This window comes from Segatella maculosa DSM 19339 = JCM 15638 (genome assembly GCF_000382385.1).
In the GTDB taxonomy this organism is placed as follows: Bacteria; Bacteroidota; Bacteroidia; order Bacteroidales; family Bacteroidaceae; genus Prevotella; species Prevotella maculosa.
Window position 1 is genome coordinate 30,851 of record NZ_KB908325.1, and the last position, 18,324, is coordinate 49,174.

Genomic DNA, 18,324 nt, shown 5'->3' on the forward strand with positions numbered 1-18,324 from the left:
AACCTATATTCCGATAGAAGAAATCTATAATATCCATTCTGAACCTTTATCCATCGGCGTCCGAGGCTTTTTGAGAAACAAAAAAATGAGGATTATTTGATATTCCATGTCTTCTTCTGCCCGAAAACATCAAAAAAAGCGTATCTTTGCAATAAAATCTTATACCACAGGAGGAATTATGACCCTGCAACAATTGGAATATATCATGGCCGTTTACCGCCACAAGCACTTTGCCAAGGCGGCCGAGGCCTGCAATGTGACCCAACCTACGCTCAGTTCGATGATACAAAAGCTTGAGGAAGAGCTGGGCGTAAAGATCTTCGACCGTAAACGCCAACCCGTTCTACCCACACCTATCGGGCAAAACGTCATCGACCAAGGATGGGAAATCCTGCAACATGCCAAGCAACTCAAGGAGTCTGTGGAAGAAGAAAAGCATTCCTTGCGCGGCACTTTCCATGTAGGTATTCTGCCAACGATAGCACCTTATCTCATACCGCGTTTCTTTCCACAACTCATGCAACGCCATCCTGAGTTGGATATCCGTATCCGTGAGATGCAAACTCACGAAATAAAGCAAGCGCTTCTGCATGGAGATATCGACGTAGGTATACTGGCTAAGCTCGACGGAATGGACGACTTTGAGACCTCACATTTGTTTTTCGAACAGTTCTTCGGCTATGTAGCGAAAGGTGACCCCCTATATATAAATAAGGTGATACACACAAGCGACCTGAAAGGAGAATATCTTTGGATGCTTGATGAGGGCCATTGTTTCAGAGACCAATTGGTGAAATTCTGTCAACTTCAAGGGGCCAAGCAGAGTCAAAAGGCTTATTCATTGGGCAGTATCGAGACTTTCATGCGCATGGTTGAGAGCGGAAAGGGCATGACCTTCATTCCCGAACTAGCTATTTTCCAGTTGGCCGACAGCCAGAAAGAACTTGTCAGGCCGTTTGCCATACCCATCCCAACGCGTGATATCGTGGTCATCAATAACAAAGATTTCGTGCGTGCGACTGTCCGCCGACTGCTTATCGAAGAGATTCAAAAGGCCGTTCCCGCTGATATGCTAAAGCTGAAACAGGTTCAACAGCGCGTATAATAGCCCCGGAAATAAGAAATCTTCATGTAAATAGCCGCCAGTTTTCACTGTCGGCTATATTTTTCCCCATTAATGAGGATATTTTTCTCCTAATTTGACAACTATTTTAATATTATTTACTATGAAGTCATCTAGACTTTTCCCTCTTTCTTATCTTTTTCAGAAAAATCAGTATAAATGCGATATAGTTCCATCCCTCCCAACTGGTTTGTGTGGTATCGAACCTGTTGAGCACGCTCCTGTACGAGTCCATCCACGCATTGGTCCTTTCAATGCTGTATCTCTCCTTATAAAGCAGTTCATCAAGTAACTCGTCATCTCTGCGCATTCCTCTCCGCTTATTGAAGGCGACGTTTGGGAACACCTCCTGCCGAAGGCAATCCCGCCTGAATTGTGCAGAGTCAAAACCGGCGTCTGCATTGAGAAAGAGCCCCGATATGGACAAGCCTGAGTCCTCAATACCTGCGAACAAGCCCTGAAGTACCTCGGAGATGCAGTGAAGGTCGTTGTGGGAACCCGAAACAGGCGTGGACATGGCAAGCGGTATGCCTTGCCGGTCTGTGACATAGATGGCATTGGTGGTCGTTCTTTTCTTGCGTCCTTGGTATCCACAGCACTCCCCACCGCGAAGCGTGGTGGTGTGGCTGCCGTCCAAATCCACACTGGACATGTCCAAGAAAGACCTGTGACGGCTTAATATCATGCCCCAAACCTTTTTCCATTCGCCGTTCCTCGACCACTTGCGGAAATGGGCATACACGCTCTTGTAGCTCAAAACCCTCCCCGTGAAGATGGCTGAAACGGGAAGCATGTGCCACTGACAGCCCGTTTTCAACTTGTAGAGAATGCACTGAATGACCTCCACCAGGTGACTTTTTGTAACATAACCGCGTTTTGCCACCGACAAATATGGCAAGATCTCAGATTTTATTGTATCTTTGTCCAGTACTTCGTACATGAGAGGATTGTTTATCTTGGTCTTCACAGCACAAAGATAATAAACTCCTCTCAATTTGTAGAGATTTAAAAAGTCTAGACGACTTCTATATTTGCAGCATAAACAAATGAACAATCTATGAAGCGACCAACCTATACAAAGCTGAAAAACGCATGGAAATCATTTGTCGATAGGCTTTCTTTTCGACAAAAGGTAACGATAACAACGCTTTGCGGGGTTGCTTTCGGATTGGTAATTCTATTCATGTATCTGCTCCGTATGCATACATATATCGTGGGAGATGACCCGGCTGCCTGCATCAACTGCCACATTATGTCACCCTATTATGCCACATGGTCGCACTCATCTCACGGTCGTGATGTGACTTGTAATGATTGTCATGTGCCCAATAATAATATAGTTTCGCATTACTTCTTCAAAGGCAAGGACGGAATGAAGCATGTTGCTTACTTCGTTACCCACAGCGAACGGCAGGCCATTGAGGCTGAAGATGCATCGGCGGAAGTAATCATGGACAATTGCATTCGTTGCCACAAGCAACTCAATCAAGAGTTCGTCAAAACCGGACGCATTGACTACATGATGGCCAAGCGCGGCGAAGGGAAAGTCTGTTGGGACTGTCACCGCGACGTGCCTCACATGGGAATGAACTCGCTTTCTTCCACTCCGGGAGCCGAATTTGTAGAGCCGATGCCACCTGACCCCGTTCCGGCATGGCTGCAAAAGGCCTTGGGACACACGCCTTATGAAGGTTCAAAATAGGGAATATAACGGTCTAATCGTATCATCTCACTCCATCTAACGAAATAAATAATCAAACTTAATAGCTATGGCAAAACAACTAAAGAAATGGCAAGGCTGGCTACTCTTCGGAGGAGCCATGGTTGTTGTGTTCATTCTCGGCCTCATCTGCTCTTCACTCTTGGAAAGAAGAGCCGAAGTTGCCAGTATATTCAACAATCGCCGCACGCCAATGACAGACTCTATCGTAGCCCAAAATGAGAAATTCGCAGCGGATTTTCCACGTGAATACCAATCATGGGCCATGACGGAAGACACCACTTTCGAGAGCAAATACAATGGCTCACAGGAGAAAAGCATTCTGGAGAGATTTCCCGAAATCGTTGTTATATGGGACGGTTATGCTTTCTCAAGGGACTACAACACCCCACGCGGGCACCGTCATTGCATTGAAGACCTGCGCAAGATACTGCGTACAGGCTCTCCGGGCGTTGATGGTCAGAAGGATCTCCAGCCCGGAACGTGCTGGACCTGTAAGGGGCCTGATGTTCCTCGACTAATGCGCGAGAAAGGAACCAATGCTTTCTATGCTGCAAAATGGAGTGATTGGGGCGGTGAAGTGATGAACTCCGTGGGCTGTTCCGACTGCCATGATGCCCGAACGATGGATCTTCGGCCAGCCCGACCAGCTTTGTATGAGGCATGGGCACGCGTAGGCAAGGATGTCAAGAAGGCCGGACATCAAGAAATGAGAAGCTTGGTCTGTGCACAATGCCACACCGAATACTACTTTGAAAAAGAGAATGGTAACTATCTGCATTTCCCACAAGAGAAAGGACTCACATGTGAGGCGGCCGAAGAATACTATGACAGTATCGGTTTCTACGACTATATCCACCCGCTCTCTCATGCTAAGATTTTGAAGGCCCAACACCCGGGTTACGAAATGTTCAAACAGGGAATCCATGGCCAACGCGGCCTTTCTTGTGCTGATTGCCACATGCCTTATATTTCTGAAGGTGGCGTTAAATATACCGATCACCATATCATGAGTCCATTAGCTCATATCAACCGCACTTGTCAAACTTGCCATCGACAAGACGCAGAGACCCTCCGCCAGAACGTATATGAGCGTCAGCAGAAAGTCTATGACTTTGCCGTTAAAGTCAACAAAGAATTGGCTAACGCGCACATCTATGCCAAGTTTGCTTGGGACAAGGGTGCTACAGAGGCCGAAATGAAGCAATGCTTGAGTGACATTCGCAAGAGCCAGTGGCGTTGGGACTATGCGTTGGCAAGCCACGGTGCAGCTTTCCATGCGCCACAAGAGGTGATGCGGCTCCTCGCCAATTCAATAATGTATGCCAAAGATGCCCAATTGCAGGCTACACGTGTTGCTGCAAAGCATGGCTTCACAGGCCAGATACCTCTCCCCGACATCTCAACTCGCGAGAAAGCAGCTAAATATGTAGGGCTTGACATGAAGACTCTGCATGCGCAGAAGCAGGATTTCCTCAACACTGTCGTTCCGAAATGGATTGAAACGGCACGCAAGAACAAGCGCTTCATCACACAACCCATGTAAGGACAACAACAGAAATAACTCCAAAGGGGCATTGAAGATATTTGCTTCGATGCCTCTTTTATAATGAAAAATTATGTGGAAAAAACCTTGGACCATGAAAGAAGGGACGGCCATTGTCATCGGACTGGCTTTGGTTGGTCTGCTTCTTCAACTCACGATAGGGCCTTTAGACTGGGCTTTATTCCTTTGGCCGGCTAATGGAATAACGCTCATCGTCCTTATCATTGCACTTCTTCTCTTTTATCTTCTTCGCAAACGTGTCTACTTCTTCAGTTTCATGGCAACGATGCAGGCAGCCATTCCGTCTATCATCGCTGCGGCATTGCTGACACTCATTATGGGGCTGACCCGGCAAGTTGCCTCAGACAAGCCTGCAGGAGACCTCATAGGACTGAGCAAGATGCTGAATTTCTGGCCGTTCATCCTTGTTTATTTCTGGATGACAATGATTGTAGGAGAAGTCACCATCAAGCAGACAGCCCACTTTGCATGGCGCAGACTACCCGTCCTCACAAGTCATTTAGGGCTTTTCATCGCCCTTACGTGTGCAACATTAGGCAATGCCGACATGCAGAGACTCAAGATGTATTGTGAGAAAGGGCAGCCCGAATGGCGAGGACTTGATGCCTACAACAACGTACATGAACTACCTGTTGCCATTCAACTCAACCGCTTCACGATTGATGAATACCCACCCAAGCTCATGGTGATTGACAAAACAGGGAAACCGATGCCCTATAACAAACCCGAAGTGCTGCTCATCGACGACTCGTTTAAGCAAGGAATAATAGCAGGGTGGACCATACAGATTGATAAAAAGATAGAAGATGCCGTCCCGACTGACCTTGCCAATATGATAAAGAACATGCCCATGCAGATGCGAGGCATGGTTCGCATGGACTCACTTGGCATGGCCATCAAGAGAGGAGGCTATATCAAGAGCCGTCAAGCAGGTGCAGCTTGCGCCCTTTCCGTCACAGCAAGAAAAGCCGGAGCCGTAAAAAAGGGTTGGATAACCTGTGGAAGTTATCTATTCCCGTTAGAGACCTTGAAGCTCGACAATGGCAAATCACTTGTCATGGCAAGCCGCGAACCGAAGCGTTATGCCTCGAATGTGAATATCTATACCCAAGACGGAAAGAACATATTGACCGAGATTGAGGTCAACAAGCCCTACGCTGTTAACGGTTGGAAGATTTATCAGCTCAGCTACAACGAGCAGATGGGCAAATGGAGCAATGTCAGCGTGTTTGAGTTGGTGAGCGACCCATGGCTCAATGTCGTCTATGTAGGCATCTATCTATTATTAATCGGCGCAGTAGGAATGTTCTTCACTGCCGGCAAGAGAAAGGAAAACTAAACCATGACTTGGAGTTATTTTATCATCTTTGCGATTATATCGGTTATCTGTTGGGCTGTCGGAGCCACCGCTGCTTGGAAAGAAAAGAAGGCCATGGCCTATGCACTGACGGGCATCGGACTAACCGTTTTCTTTGCATACATATTATTCATGTGGATAAGTCTGGAGCGTCCGCCACTCCGCACAATGGGCGAAACACGGCTGTGGTATAGCTTTTTCCTACCATTGGCAGGTCTCATTGTCTACAGTCGCTGGCATTATAAATGGATACTCTCGTTCAGCACACTGCTGGCCACCGTCTTTGTGTGCATCAACCTCTTCAAACCCGAAATCCATTCCAAGACCTTAATGCCCGCACTGCAGAGTCCTTGGTTCGCGCCCCACGTCATTGTCTACATGATGTCCTATGCCCTGCTCGGGGCAGCCATGGTAATGGCCGTTTATCTGCTGTTCATCAAGAAAACAAGTATCAACGAAGAGGAACTTGATATCACCGACAACCTCGTCTATGTAGGCCTGTCGTTCGTCACGCTCGGCATGCTCATGGGTGCACTGTGGGCCAAGGAGGCTTGGGGACACTACTGGGCTTGGGACCCGAAAGAGACTTGGGCTGCCATCACATGGCTTTCTTATCTGGCCTATATTCACTATCGCCGCTATAAGCCCACCCATCCTAAGCCCGCTCTCGCCATGCTCATCGCGTGCTTCTGCCTGTTGCAAATGTGCTGGTGGGGCATCAACTATCTGCCTTCGGCACAAGGTGTGAGCGTGCATACGTACAGTATGGAGTGAGAAACGCAAGCACTGATGTAGAGACGCACGGCTCGTGCATTCGCCCAATGCCATGAACAAGTGAACGAGTTGGCAGTTAACAAAACATTGGAGCGGACGCACGAGCCGTGCGTCCCTACATGCCTCGCAGCTTAAGAACGGCACCCCTATAAGGAAGGCCTCACCTTTCATATAAGGAATCCTTGACCTTTCCTATAAGGAAGACCTTACCTTTCCTATAAGGAAGCCTTGACCTTTCCTTATATGAAAGGTGGAGGACTACCAATAGTAATCCTCTTGTACTTCCGATAGTAGTCCTATCGCACTACTGATAGTAATCCTCTTGTACTTCCAATAGAAGTCCTATCGTACTACTGATAGTAATCCTTTTGTACTTCCAATAGTAGTCCTATCGCACCTCCATTGGAAGTCCTTTCCGACCTCCAATAGAAGTCCAATCGTACCTCCATTGGAAGTCCTCTCCGACCTTCAATAGGAGTCCAATTGTATAGATAGTATCTGTCCTTTCCTACAGATAGTATCTATCCTCTTGTATAGATACTATCTATCCAACTCTACACATACTATCTATCCTAAAGGACACTAAGTATAAGTCCTCAAGGAGTCTAAGTATAAGTCCTCGACACCTTTAAGTATAGGTCCTCAAGGACTTTAAGTATAAGTCCTCCTCACCTTCCAGTACACCAGACATTCAGAGCATTAAGGCAGTAGCTTCCGAACATCAAAGGAACCGCTACGGAGCTTCCCGATGTGTCATGCCATCATGCTGAGGAAAGAAAAACATCGTTTTGCTTTGCCGTTCCGAGCGTTTACCGTATCTTTGCAATGAAATACAAAACCGAAAAAGATGAATCTTAAAATCAGACTATCCGTGATGAACTTCCTTGAGTTTGCTGTCTGGGGAGCTTACCTCACCTGTATGGGCATTTACTTGGGAAACATGGGCATGGGCCAACACATCGGAGCGTTCTTCGCCATGCAAGGTATCGTCTCTATCTTCATGCCTGCCATCATGGGTATCATTGCCGACCGGTGGATTCCGGCACAACGTCTGTTGGGTTTCTGCCATTTATTCGCGGGTCTATTCATGTTTGGTGCAGCTTGGTATGGCCAGCAAACAGGCGCAGAAGCTGAGTTCGGCATTCTGTTCCTGCTCTATTCATTGAGCGTTGCTTTCTATATGCCAACCCTGGCTTTGAGCAACTCCGTAGCTTATTCGGCACTCAGTCAGGCAGGCATGGACACCGTGAAAGACTTTCCGCCTATCCGTGTCTTCGGAACGATAGGTTTCATCTGCACCATGTGGTTCGTCGATATCATGGGGTATAAGAGCAATCATATGCAATTCGTTGTGAGCAGTGTCTTGAGTCTGCTGCTATTTCTTTATACTTTCAGCCTGCCCAACTGCAAAACCAATGGCAAGGGAAAGAAAACCAGTCTTGCCGATGCCTTTGGGTTAAAGGCCTTCGCACTGTTCAAGCAAAAGAAGATGGCCATCTTCTTCATCTTCTCGATGTTGCTCGGCGTGAGTCTGCAAATCACCAACGGCTTTGCCACCCCGTTCATCGAAAGTTTCAAAGACATACCCGAATATGCAGACACGCTCGGCGTGAAATATCCTGTCATTCTCTACTCTATTTCGCAAATCAGCGAGACACTTTGCATCTTGATGATACCATTCTTCATGAAGCGTTACGGCATCAAGAACGTCATGCTCATTGCGATGTTTGCTTGGGTGATGCGTTTCGTACTGCTTGGAACGGGTAATCCCGGTAGCGGTGTGTGGATGTTTATCGCTTCGATGGTTATTTATGGCGTAGCCTTCGACTTTTTCAATATCTCTGGTTCGCTCTTCGTCGACCAATCTACAGACCCTGCTATCCGATCAAGTGCACAGGGACTGTTCATGCTAATGACAAACGGTATCGGAGCAACGGTAGGAGCGTTTGCCGCACAGGCTGTTGTCACCAGTCATACCGTAGGGCAGACGACAAACTGGGCTGCTTGCTGGTTCACCTTTGCCGGCTATGCGCTCCTTGTGGGCGTTAGTTTCGCGCTGATGTTCCGACCCGGCACTAAACAACAGAAGAATTATGATTAAAACAAGACTGAAATTCTATAACGTTTCAGAGATTGTCGGTGGCATGGACATCGGGCTTCTCGTGCTGACCGATGAAGCCATGACGCGCCAACTCTCTATCACTTGCGACAAGAATATGGTCAAAGCGTTCAGTCTTCGCATGAATCACGCGCCGGGAGTAGAAAGATTGCTTCCTGAAGCATTGGGAAGACTGCTGAGACAAGAGGGACATCGCTTTGAAATCCACATTCATAGCATTGTAGACGGTATCTATAAAACCCTACTGATAGATACAGATACACTCGAAACCGTTGATATCCGCGTCAGCGATGCCGTGCTCTTTGCGCAGACAAATGACTTCCCTATCTATATCGAAGAGGAGTTAATGAGCAATCAAAGCACGCCTTTCGATGCCGAACAACCCAACAGACTCTCGCTTCCTATCAATGCTTTGAGCAACAAGATGCTAAAGATGGCCCTCGAAAAAAGCATCAATATCGAGGATTACAAGATGGCTGAGTATCTGAACGAAGAACTAAAACGGCGTAAAAACAAAACGGAATGAAAGAGGAGAGATATTTCTATGTGCCTAATGCCGACCGAAACAACGAACTCCCGCCGGAAGAAACGGCCCACGCATTGCGTGTGCTTCGATTGCAAAGCGGCGACGATATGTTCCTGATGGACGGTCGGGGGAACTTCTATCACGCCGAAGTCAGCTTGGCAACCCATAAGAAATGCCTCTATCATATCAAGGAAACACTGCCACAACAGAAGACTTGGCGGGGCCATATTCACCTTGTCATCGCGCCTACCAAGCACATAGACCGCATAGAATGGCTGGCCGAGAAAGCCACAGAAGTGGGCTTTGACGAGATAACTTTCCTGCATTGTGCATTTTCCGAACGTAAGGCGCTGCGTACAGACCGCATAGAAAAGATTGTCATATCGGCTGCCAAGCAAAGCCGAAAGCCTTGGATTCCCGTGGTCAATGAACTCGAAAGCTTCAAAACCTTCATTCAACAACCACGCGAAGGACGCAAGTTCATCGCTCATTGCTATGAAGAAATCGAAAAGAAAGACTTTTTCGATGACCTTATGAACGGCCCTAATGAGAGGATAACAGTGCTCGTTGGGCCCGAAGGCGACTTTTCCGTTGATGAAGTCAAGTCTGCCATGGCGCAAGGTTATGAGAGTGTCTCACTCGGACGAAGTCGTCTGCGCACAGAAACAGCTGGTTTGATAGCTGTCACCATGGCACAAATATCCCTAAGATGATGAAAAAACTAAGTTACATATTTGTCGGTTTCATGCTATTCTATATGGCTTCATGTTCCGACAACACCTATCTAAACGCCATTCCTGCTGAAAGTACGGCACTCATTTCGATAGATCCGGTCAAGATGAGCGGTATCAACAACGTGGCGGTGCTCAAAACGCTGCTCCATGTCACCAATATGGACAAGAGCGGCATCGATGCCAGCCACAAGATATTCCTTTTTACCGCGCCCGATGGTAACTTAGGACTATGTGCCAAGGTGAAAGATGCCGACGACCTCAACGAGACTTTCAAGCAACTTTCAGGCAAAGGCTTGTCCACTGCACCCATCAAGCGACGTGGTTTCCGTTTTGCTGTATTGAAAGACGTGTGGGTAGCCGGTTGGAACGAGCAAGCCATTCTCGTGATGGGGCCTGTCACGCCCGATGCCCAAGCTGCCCTTCAACAGCAAATCTCCCAATATCTGAAACAAGACGAGGCAGACGGGGTCACAAACAGCAGGCTTTATGCCAAGCTCGACTCCATAGATGCGCCCATGGCCATGGTGGCGCAAGCCGCAGCCTTGCCCGAACAGTTTGTCGTGCCTTTCACTTTGGGAGCCCCGAAAGATGCAGATGCCTCGCAAGTGATGGTTGCTGCAGAGATAACCACAAAGAAACAACTGATGCAGGTCAATGGAACAACATTCTCTTTCAACAAACGCATAAACAAGGCACTGCAAGATGCCCGTCAAGTGTTCCGTCCGATAAGCGGAAAACACATCGCGTGCTATCCCAAAGACGCTGTGCTTGGTATGTTCATGAACGTTGACGGCCGCCAGTTCCTGCCCATCATGCAAGCCAACAAGAATTTGCAAGCCCTGCTCACAGGCATCAATACGGCCATCGACATGGACAATATCCTGCGAAGTGTGCATGGTGAGCTGGTGATTGCCACGCTTTCCGATGCCACCGACAGGCTTTCCATGGGCATGACCGCCGAACTAATCCATAAAAGATGGACGAAAGACGTTGCCTATTGGAAGGAAAGTTGTCCCAAAGGCGGCAGGATAGAGGATTGGGGGCCGGACATTTGGCATTATACAAGCGACAAAACGAATTTCTATTTCGGCGTAACGGCCAACCTTCAGTTCTTCTGTAGTAGCAAACAAGACGAGGAAAGCACGATGCTTATGCCCGTGAAAGACCCTTTGTCCACCGAAGTTGCCGACTTAATCAAAGGGAAGAAACTGGCATTAGTGGTCAACCTCCGGGCCATGCAAGGCGAAAAAGCGGGGGCCGTGATGCAAATGTTGCGTCCGATATTCGGCAACATCGACACAATTGTCTATACATTAAAATAACGAAATTGGAAACCATAACATTCAATTCGGTCGTTCCTCAGGTCTTTTCTTCCACAGTTCAGCAACTCAAATCGGAGATTTGGAACACGGAAGTCACTTTCCGGAAAGGCCAGCTCTATCTTATTGAGGCCGATTCAGGTAAAGGTAAAAGCACCTTTTGCAGCTATGTCGTCGGTTATCGCCGTGATTACAGCGGAACCGTGCTATTCGACGCGAACGATACGATGCACTATAAAGTCAAAGATTGGATAGACGTGCGCCGACAGCACGTCAGTTACCTCTTTCAGGAGCTTCGGCTCTTTCCCGAACTCACGGCTTTGGAAAACGTAGAAATCAAAAACAAGCTCACAGGCTTCAAAAGTCGCGCGCAAATCATCGAATGGTTCGATAGGTTGGGCATTGCCGACAAGCTTCAATCCAAGGTCGGCCGCATGTCTTTCGGCCAACAACAGCGCGTAGCCATGCTGCGTGCGCTCGTGCAACCCTTCGATTTTATCCTTGCCGACGAGCCCATCAGCCACCTTGACGACACCAACTCGGCCGCCATGGCCGACATTATGCTGGCCGAAGCCAAGGCCCAAGGGGCCGGAGTCATCGTGACCAGCATCGGAAAACACATGAAACTTGAATACGATAAGACTTTGAAACTATGACTTTGGTTTGGAAATTACTACGCCAACACATCAGTATTCCGCAGTTTGCAGGCTTCTTTTTTGCCAATCTCTTCGGCATGTTGATCGTCCTTTTGGGCTTTCAGTTCTACCAAGATGTCGTTCCCATGTTCACCGCCGAAGACAGTTTCATGAAGAACGACTTCCTTATTGTCAACAAAAAGATAGGAACTGCGAGCACTATCAGCGGCCGCAGCAACACGTTTTCCAATGCCGAGATCGACGATTTCGGCCGTCAACCGTTCGTAGGTCGCATCGGTTGGTTCACAGCAACAGCCTATAAGGCCGACGCCAACATGAGCGTGAACGGGACAAGCGTGCTGAACAATGGTGAAATCAACTTCGAAAGCATTCCCGATGTCTTTGTCGATGCGAAGAAAAGTAACTGGAAATACCGGCCCGGCGACACTACAGTGCCTATCATTCTGCCGCGTATCTACTTGACAATGTACAACTTCGGGTTTGCACAAAGCCATTCGTTGCCGAAGATAAGCGAGGGACTTGTGGGCATGATCGACTTTCGTATATTCGTTCACGGGCACAACAAGGAAGGCCGTTTCAACGGGAAAGTCATCGGATTCTCCAACCGTTTGAGTTCAATTCTCGTGCCTCAGGCCTTCATGGATTGGAGCAATGCGACCTATTCTCAAGGAGAAACACACGAACCCACACGCCTTATCATGCAAATAAACAACCCCGGCGACAGGCGATTCACCACATATCTCGACCGAAAAGGATATGAAATAGAGAACGACAAGCTGAATGCTGAGAAGACAACCTACTTTCTTCGCATGATGATAACAATGGTGATGCTTGTCGGTTTGGTCATTTCTGCGTTGAGTTTCTACATGCTTATGCTGAGCATCTACCTGCTCGTGCAGAAAAATTCGGGCAAACTTGAAAATCTGCTGCTCATCGGTTACAAGCCCACAGAGGTGGCCCGGCCCTATCAACTGCTGACCATCGGCCTCAACTTTGCCGTTTTTCTCATGGCACTTACAATCCTTTTCTTTGTCCGCCAAGCCTACATGGACATCATAGAGACCCTCTTTCCCGACATCGAAGACGGATCGATGCTCCCTGCCTTGGCCGTAGGCATTGCCTTGTTTTTCCTTGTCAGCCTCTCTAATCTTGTCATCATCCGAAACAAGATTGTGAGGATTTGGAAACGAAAAGAATAAGCCTCCGAAGCCAAGTGGCTATCACACTTTGCAATCTCACCCATTTTGCACGCTAATCTCAGCCATATTACCGTGCAAAATGGGTGAGATTGCGCAGTGATATGGGTGAGATTGGAACGCAGGATGTAAGTAGTTGATTTTCAATGTGCATGTGCTGGGTTCTCAAACCGGGCTGGCGGGCGTGCAAATGCCTTAATTCTTGTATGTGTATATTATGCTTTGAGCGGACGCACGGGCCGTGTGTCCCTACAAACTTATAGCGTTTTCCTGACAAACGCAGGCGGAGTGTGCGGGGAATGTAGGGACGCACGGCTCGTGCGTCCACTCAAACTGCCATGCACCTGCATTCACCTTTCAAAGCCATTCAAAAGCAATGGATTGACTACTTCCGCCAAATTGATAGTTGATAGGATTGAAACAGCTGTACAGGCTCCTTGCTCTTGCGTACTAAAATGAACTGAAATAACGGGCGAAAAACTTGCAGAATAGCAAAACGATGACTATATTTGCAAAAGAAATACCATCAAACAAACCCTTACGGAAAAGATATGAGACACGAAAACTGGCGAATAAGCGTGACAGGAAAAGCGAAACTAACGAGTGTTTTACTGATGATGCTGTTGCTGACCGTGTTGGTAAGCTGCTGTAAACAGCGGGAAAAGCCTTCAGTCTCGGGCAACAAGGCCGATACAATCGCAACAGAAAAGAAAGATTTGCTGCAATTATATGATAAGAAAATCAGGCAGTTTTATGATGATGCAGCCGATGTGGGCATGGATGGTGTTGCTGCAATGTCGAATGCTAAGCAAGTGGAATACACAGACATTGCTATTGAACTGACTAATGAAGCCCTACGCAGAATGGGATATAAGCCTGTTGACAACGAAACTGCCCGAAATGCCATCAAAAAGTACTTTGGTTTGGATATCACGGCAAGCAATAGGCTCCTCTATCGCAGCGGTATTCGCCGATATATCTTCAAGAATGGAGACGTAGACGAACGAGACAATCAGAAAAAGGCCATGGCTGCCGATTCATACGAAGACCCAACTTGTTTTTGGGATAAGCTGATTTATGTCCCCAACTATAATTACATCGTATGTTTGCCTACCATCTATGGTGTTGTTCGGATAAAAGGATTACCGGATATATATCAAGAAGCTTTGGATCAGAAAACGTTGAACAAAGGGAAACTTTATTATGATTTGTACGATACATCGGTCTTTTACGAAAATGAATTCATCTTCCATGACAGCAAAAAGGCGCTCGCGTGGTTGAAAAAGAACTATACAGGCTTCCTCATTAACTTGTTTGACAAATATGGTTACGATAAATCCGATGTCATCAACAAGATAAAGCTTGACAATATCCTCCCAAAAGACGGCTCGCTTCCTGATATGAACTCCTATAAAGGGCTATTTGCCACAAAAAACAAGGCAGGCAGACTCGTCATCCATCAAGGGTTGTTGCAGTATATGACGAAGCATGTAAATGAAAATAACCTGTATTACAGCATGTTGGACGACTATATGGATTACGTTCTTCATGTGAAAGCAACCCCGGAGTTTGAAGGTTTCACGAAAAAAGAGCGGTATGAGATCGGTGCATACGTCGGATATTACTACGGATTGATGCAGGATATCTGCACAATCTTCCCCGGTGAGCGAATAACATTCGGGGAAGTACTGTACAGCGACCATGATTTTGTGTCGTTCATCAAGCAACATAAGTATTTTCATCTCAAGAACTTTGCACAGATTATACAGAAACAAATCGACCGATATGACATGGAATTAAGGATAGAAGAACACAGAACGTCGGGAGAATAGTAGAAAGAAAAGACCATCGTAACCATAGATGAAACCAAGAATATTGATGAAAAGATATAACATTTAACATAATTATAACACAACATTGAGAAAAATTAGTTAATTTTACAGCATCAAAGTGTTAACTGGGGCTATTTCCCCTCAAATTATTCATTAATCTTCAGTTAAAAGCCATGCAAAAAAGATTGCATTTTTTACTAGTTTTGCTGTTGTTCTTCACGACATCACTGATGGCACAAGTTACAACATCGAGCATTAATGGCAAAGTTGTCGCTGCAGGTGAGCACGTCATCGGAGCCACAGTCACTGCCGTTCACACGCCATCAGGGACGACTTACACCGCCGTTACCAATACCGACGGTCGCTATACCATTCAAGGTATGCGCGTAGGCGGCCCTTACAAGGTGACCATCTCCTACATCGGCTTCAAGGATGAGACGCGTTCTGACCTCTATCTTACATTGGGTGAGCCAACAGTCATCAATACCGATTTGAAAGAAGATGCCAAAATGCTGGGCGAAGTCACCGTGACAGGCATCGCAGGTAAAGGAGGTATGGGTGCTGCATCAAACTTCTCACAAAAGCAGATTGACAATACACCGACCATCAACCGCAATGTATACGACGTAGCTAAGCTGTCACCGCTTGTGAACACATCTAAGTTGGGAGGCATTTCCATAGCGGGCTCAAACAACCGCTACAATTCATTCCAGATAGATGGTATGGTTAGCAACGATGTGTTCGGACTTGCCAGCTCAGGAACCAATGGAGGACAAACCGGAACCAATCCTATTGCAATGGATGCCATAGAACAAATCCAAGTTGTTGCATCACCTTTTGATGTAAGGCAGGGCGGTTTTACAGGCGGAGGCATCAATGCCATTACGAAATCAGGTACCAATACGTTCCATGCTTCAGCCTATACCTACTATACCAACGAGAATCTTTATTCGAAATGGAGTCAGGTGCTGGACAAAGAAGCTAAACTTGGCAAGCAATCCACCAAGACCTATGGTGCTTCTTTGTCAGGCGCATTTGTGAAAGACAAGGTATTCTTCTTCACGAACATAGAATTGAAGAAAAACACCTATCCAACCTCTATCTATCCGGGCTATATTCCCGAGTACATCACAGACGCTGACGCCAAATTGATTGCAGATACCTATTATAGATATACGAAAATAAGAGACAGCTATGGAGCGAGAGACATCGATTCACGCTCAATATCGGCCTTGTCGCGCTTGGATTGGAACATTGACAACAATAACAAGTTCACCTTCCGCTATCAATTGAACAGTTCATACAAGGACGTTTATGGCGTAAACTCCAAGACCTATACGTTCAATAACAGCGGTTACCGAATGAACAACCGCACGAACTCTTTTGTAGCAGAGTTGAATTCAAGACTCAACGATGTCCTTTTCAACGAAGCTCGCATAGGTGCATCGTTCATTCGCGACCATCGTGGTGTCAAATATGCCGGACCCAATGTCACAATCGAGGGTCTTGGACACAAAGGCGGCATGAAGGCTTATATCGGAACTGACTTTTCTTCGGGTGCAAACCACCTCTATCAAGACATTTATACCATAGAGGATAACCTGAACTGGTCGCTGGGTAACCACAATATCACCTTTGGAACGCACAATGAATTCTACAATATGCAGAATTTGTTCATTCAAGCTAACACCGGTGCCTACTATTATAAGACGCTTGCTGACTTTGTTAACGACAGAGCTTGGAAGTATACATATAACTATTCCGATGTAGCTTTGACAGGAAAAACTGACTGGGCCGGCACAGTAGAGGCTGCTCAATTCGCATTCTATGTTCAAGATAAATGGGATCTCAATAATAATCTGAATCTTACCTATGGTTTACGTCTTGATATCCCGACCGGATTGAACTCCCCGACCTCTAATCCTGAATTCAACAGAAGTGCTTATGCCATTGAAAATGACGTTCGGGTAGGCGAAATTCCATCAACAAAGTTCATGTGGTCTCCCCGTGTTGGCTTCCGTTGGTACACAAATGACAGCCATAACATGTTGCTTCGTGGCGGTGTCGGCCTTTTCACGGGTAGAGTTCCTTTCGTTTGGTTGTCAAATGCATGGAACAATACCGGTATGGAGATGAAAGGTACCACGCTACGGACGGCAGGTCACATTCCTTCCTTGCAACACTATGGCACAAACGCCTATGGTGCAGCGATGTCAGCACCACCGGGTAGCGCATCAAAACCAACCATCAATACCATCAGTAAGAAGTTCAAATATCCGCAAGTGCTTCGTGCAAACTTGGCTATGGAGACCATTCTGCCCGGCGATATCAAGATGACACTTGAAGGACTCTATTCAAAGACGCTCAATAACGTTTGGTTTGACAACCTTGCACTGAAAGCTGACGGCACTTCTTATGCTGTTGATGCAACCACTCCGGCTTCGGCAACCCGCCATTTCAAGACAAATGCAGGAGATTATTATGCTATCATCAACCTAAGAAACACCAATAAGGGCTACAGTTATAGTGCAAGTGCCAAGCTCGAAAAGAGTTTTGCATGGGGTCTTGACCTGATGGCAAGCTATACATTCGGGCATTCTTATTCTGTAAATGACGGAACTTCTTCTGTTGCATACTCCAATTGGAAATACAATTACTGTGTAGATCCTACCGACAGAAACGAATTGGCAAAGTCAATGTTTGACGTTCCTCACCGCGTTTTGGCCGTAGCTTCCTACACATCTCCGAAATATTGCAATGGTCGTTTCGCCACAAACGTCTCCATTACCTACAATGGTAACTCGGGACAGCACTATAGTCTGACCATGGATGAGAAGGCCGACTTCAATGGAGACTCGCAATTTGGCAACACTCTGCTTTATATTCCGACCGAAGCTGAGCTTGCTAAGATGAAATTTGCTACAGAAGCCGACCGAAAAGCCTTTGGAGAATGGATCAACAGACATGACTTTGCAAAAAACAATAGAGGGAAATATTCAAAGCGGAACGCTGCAACGGCACCTTGGGAAAACCGCTTTGACGTTCATTTTGCCCAAAGTTTCTTCTATTTGAAAGAACGTGGCAGCAAGATTGAATTGACTTTCGATATCGAAAACTTTGCAAACCTGCTGAACCACAACTGGGGAACCAGTTATGAACTCGCATATAACGAGACTATTCTCAAAGTTACGAAAATGACTGCAAGCGGAACAAACTACGTTCCAACCTATACTTATCTCGGCTATGGCCCAAGAAAGAGTGACATCTTCAGCCGTTGGCACATGCAGATAGGTCTACGCGCGACGTTCTAAAGCCCGAATAACACGTTGATTCACATATAAAAAAAGGTAATCTCTGCGAAGATTACCTTTTTTTTATTAACTTTGCCCACCAAACGAACA

14 protein-coding genes and 1 pseudogene are annotated in these 18,324 nt (G+C 46.7%); 14 read left to right on the forward strand and 1 reads right to left on the reverse strand.

Annotated features, from left to right (window positions below):
- The first annotated feature begins 178 nt into the window (after positions 1 to 178).
- Complete coding sequence (locus tag H164_RS0107610) at positions 179 to 1,105, forward strand: hydrogen peroxide-inducible genes activator (protein WP_025829797.1); 927 nt, start codon at positions 179 to 181, stop codon at positions 1,103 to 1,105.
- A 127-nt stretch (positions 1,106 to 1,232) separates the two neighbouring features.
- Here the strand turns inward: H164_RS0107610 and H164_RS0107615 are convergent, their stop codons facing one another.
- The gene (locus tag H164_RS0107615; RefSeq protein WP_019968061.1) at positions 1,233 to 2,063 is read right to left on the reverse strand and encodes an IS5 family transposase; all 831 of its coding nucleotides are present in this window, start codon (positions 2,061 to 2,063) and stop codon (positions 1,233 to 1,235) included.
- 117 nt (positions 2,064 to 2,180) lie between these two features.
- Between H164_RS0107615 and nrfH the strand changes: the two genes are divergently transcribed.
- From nrfH to H164_RS0107675, 13 genes and pseudogenes are all read left to right on the forward strand, one after another.
- A complete protein-coding gene (nrfH, locus tag H164_RS0107620; RefSeq protein ID WP_008566077.1) occupies positions 2,181 to 2,825 on the forward strand; it encodes a cytochrome c nitrite reductase small subunit in 645 nt (214 codons plus the stop codon).
- A 67-nt stretch (positions 2,826 to 2,892) separates the two neighbouring features.
- A complete protein-coding gene (gene nrfA, locus H164_RS0107625; RefSeq protein ID WP_019968063.1) occupies positions 2,893 to 4,389 on the forward strand; it encodes an ammonia-forming cytochrome c nitrite reductase in 1,497 nt (498 codons plus the stop codon).
- Positions 4,390 to 4,462: 73 nt separating this feature from the next.
- Entirely contained in the window at positions 4,463 to 5,749 is a 1,287-nt protein-coding gene (locus H164_RS0107630; RefSeq protein ID WP_019968064.1) for a cytochrome c biogenesis protein ResB, read from the forward strand.
- 3 nt (positions 5,750 to 5,752) lie between these two features.
- A complete protein-coding gene (gene ccsA, locus H164_RS0107635; RefSeq protein WP_019968065.1) occupies positions 5,753 to 6,541 on the forward strand; it encodes a cytochrome c biogenesis protein CcsA in 789 nt (262 codons plus the stop codon).
- Between the two features lie 280 nt (positions 6,542 to 6,821).
- Positions 6,822 to 6,878 (forward strand): annotated as a pseudogene (locus H164_RS16135) (sortase B protein-sorting domain-containing protein); the annotation flags it as partial.
- A gap of 510 nt (positions 6,879 to 7,388) precedes the next feature.
- The gene (locus tag H164_RS0107640; RefSeq protein ID WP_019968066.1) at positions 7,389 to 8,642 is read left to right on the forward strand and encodes an MFS transporter; all 1,254 of its coding nucleotides are present in this window, start codon (positions 7,389 to 7,391) and stop codon (positions 8,640 to 8,642) included.
- Positions 8,635 to 9,186, forward strand: coding sequence for a bifunctional nuclease domain-containing protein (locus H164_RS0107645; RefSeq protein WP_019968067.1), 552 nt, complete (start codon positions 8,635 to 8,637; stop codon positions 9,184 to 9,186). Before H164_RS0107640 ends, H164_RS0107645 begins: the two co-directional genes overlap by 8 nt.
- Positions 9,183 to 9,899 (forward strand): 16S rRNA (uracil(1498)-N(3))-methyltransferase, encoded by a 717-nt coding sequence (locus H164_RS0107650; protein ID WP_019968068.1) that lies wholly within the window; start codon positions 9,183 to 9,185, stop codon positions 9,897 to 9,899. The genes H164_RS0107645 and H164_RS0107650 overlap by 4 nt, the downstream gene beginning before the upstream one ends.
- Entirely contained in the window at positions 9,896 to 11,242 is a 1,347-nt protein-coding gene (locus H164_RS0107655; RefSeq protein ID WP_019968069.1) for a DUF4836 family protein, read from the forward strand. Before H164_RS0107650 ends, H164_RS0107655 begins: the two co-directional genes overlap by 4 nt.
- A gap of 5 nt (positions 11,243 to 11,247) precedes the next feature.
- The gene (locus tag H164_RS0107660; protein ID WP_019968070.1) at positions 11,248 to 11,895 is read left to right on the forward strand and encodes an ATP-binding cassette domain-containing protein; all 648 of its coding nucleotides are present in this window, start codon (positions 11,248 to 11,250) and stop codon (positions 11,893 to 11,895) included.
- The gene (locus H164_RS0107665; protein WP_019968071.1) at positions 11,892 to 13,094 is read left to right on the forward strand and encodes a hypothetical protein; all 1,203 of its coding nucleotides are present in this window, start codon (positions 11,892 to 11,894) and stop codon (positions 13,092 to 13,094) included. Before H164_RS0107660 ends, H164_RS0107665 begins: the two co-directional genes overlap by 4 nt.
- A 548-nt stretch (positions 13,095 to 13,642) precedes the next feature.
- Complete coding sequence (locus tag H164_RS0107670; RefSeq protein WP_026356280.1) at positions 13,643 to 14,923, forward strand: hypothetical protein; 1,281 nt, start codon at positions 13,643 to 13,645, stop codon at positions 14,921 to 14,923.
- A gap of 173 nt (positions 14,924 to 15,096) precedes the next feature.
- Positions 15,097 to 18,234 (forward strand): TonB-dependent receptor, encoded by a 3,138-nt coding sequence (locus H164_RS0107675; protein WP_036887829.1) that lies wholly within the window; start codon positions 15,097 to 15,099, stop codon positions 18,232 to 18,234.
- Positions 18,235 to 18,324: the final 90 nt, after the last annotated feature.

Excerpts from the sequence above, each read along its gene's own strand:
- H164_RS0107610 (WP_025829797.1), top strand. The coding sequence starts at position 179 with ATGACCCTGCAACAATTGGAATATATCATGGCCGTTTACCGCCACAAG.
- H164_RS0107615 (WP_019968061.1), bottom strand. The coding sequence starts at position 2,063 with ATGTACGAAGTACTGGACAAAGATACAATAAAATCTGAGATCTTGCCA.
- nrfH (WP_008566077.1), top strand. The coding sequence starts at position 2,181 with ATGAAGCGACCAACCTATACAAAGCTGAAAAACGCATGGAAATCATTT.
- nrfA (WP_019968063.1), top strand. The coding sequence starts at position 2,893 with ATGGCAAAACAACTAAAGAAATGGCAAGGCTGGCTACTCTTCGGAGGA.
- H164_RS0107630 (WP_019968064.1), top strand. The coding sequence starts at position 4,463 with ATGTGGAAAAAACCTTGGACCATGAAAGAAGGGACGGCCATTGTCATC.
- ccsA (WP_019968065.1), top strand. The coding sequence starts at position 5,753 with ATGACTTGGAGTTATTTTATCATCTTTGCGATTATATCGGTTATCTGT.
- H164_RS0107640 (WP_019968066.1), top strand. The coding sequence starts at position 7,389 with ATGAATCTTAAAATCAGACTATCCGTGATGAACTTCCTTGAGTTTGCT.
- H164_RS0107645 (WP_019968067.1), top strand. The coding sequence starts at position 8,635 with ATGATTAAAACAAGACTGAAATTCTATAACGTTTCAGAGATTGTCGGT.
- H164_RS0107650 (WP_019968068.1), top strand. The coding sequence starts at position 9,183 with ATGAAAGAGGAGAGATATTTCTATGTGCCTAATGCCGACCGAAACAAC.
- H164_RS0107655 (WP_019968069.1), top strand. The coding sequence starts at position 9,896 with ATGATGAAAAAACTAAGTTACATATTTGTCGGTTTCATGCTATTCTAT.
- H164_RS0107665 (WP_019968071.1), top strand. The coding sequence starts at position 11,892 with ATGACTTTGGTTTGGAAATTACTACGCCAACACATCAGTATTCCGCAG.
- H164_RS0107670 (WP_026356280.1), top strand. The coding sequence starts at position 13,643 with ATGAGACACGAAAACTGGCGAATAAGCGTGACAGGAAAAGCGAAACTA.
- H164_RS0107675 (WP_036887829.1), top strand. The coding sequence starts at position 15,097 with ATGCAAAAAAGATTGCATTTTTTACTAGTTTTGCTGTTGTTCTTCACG.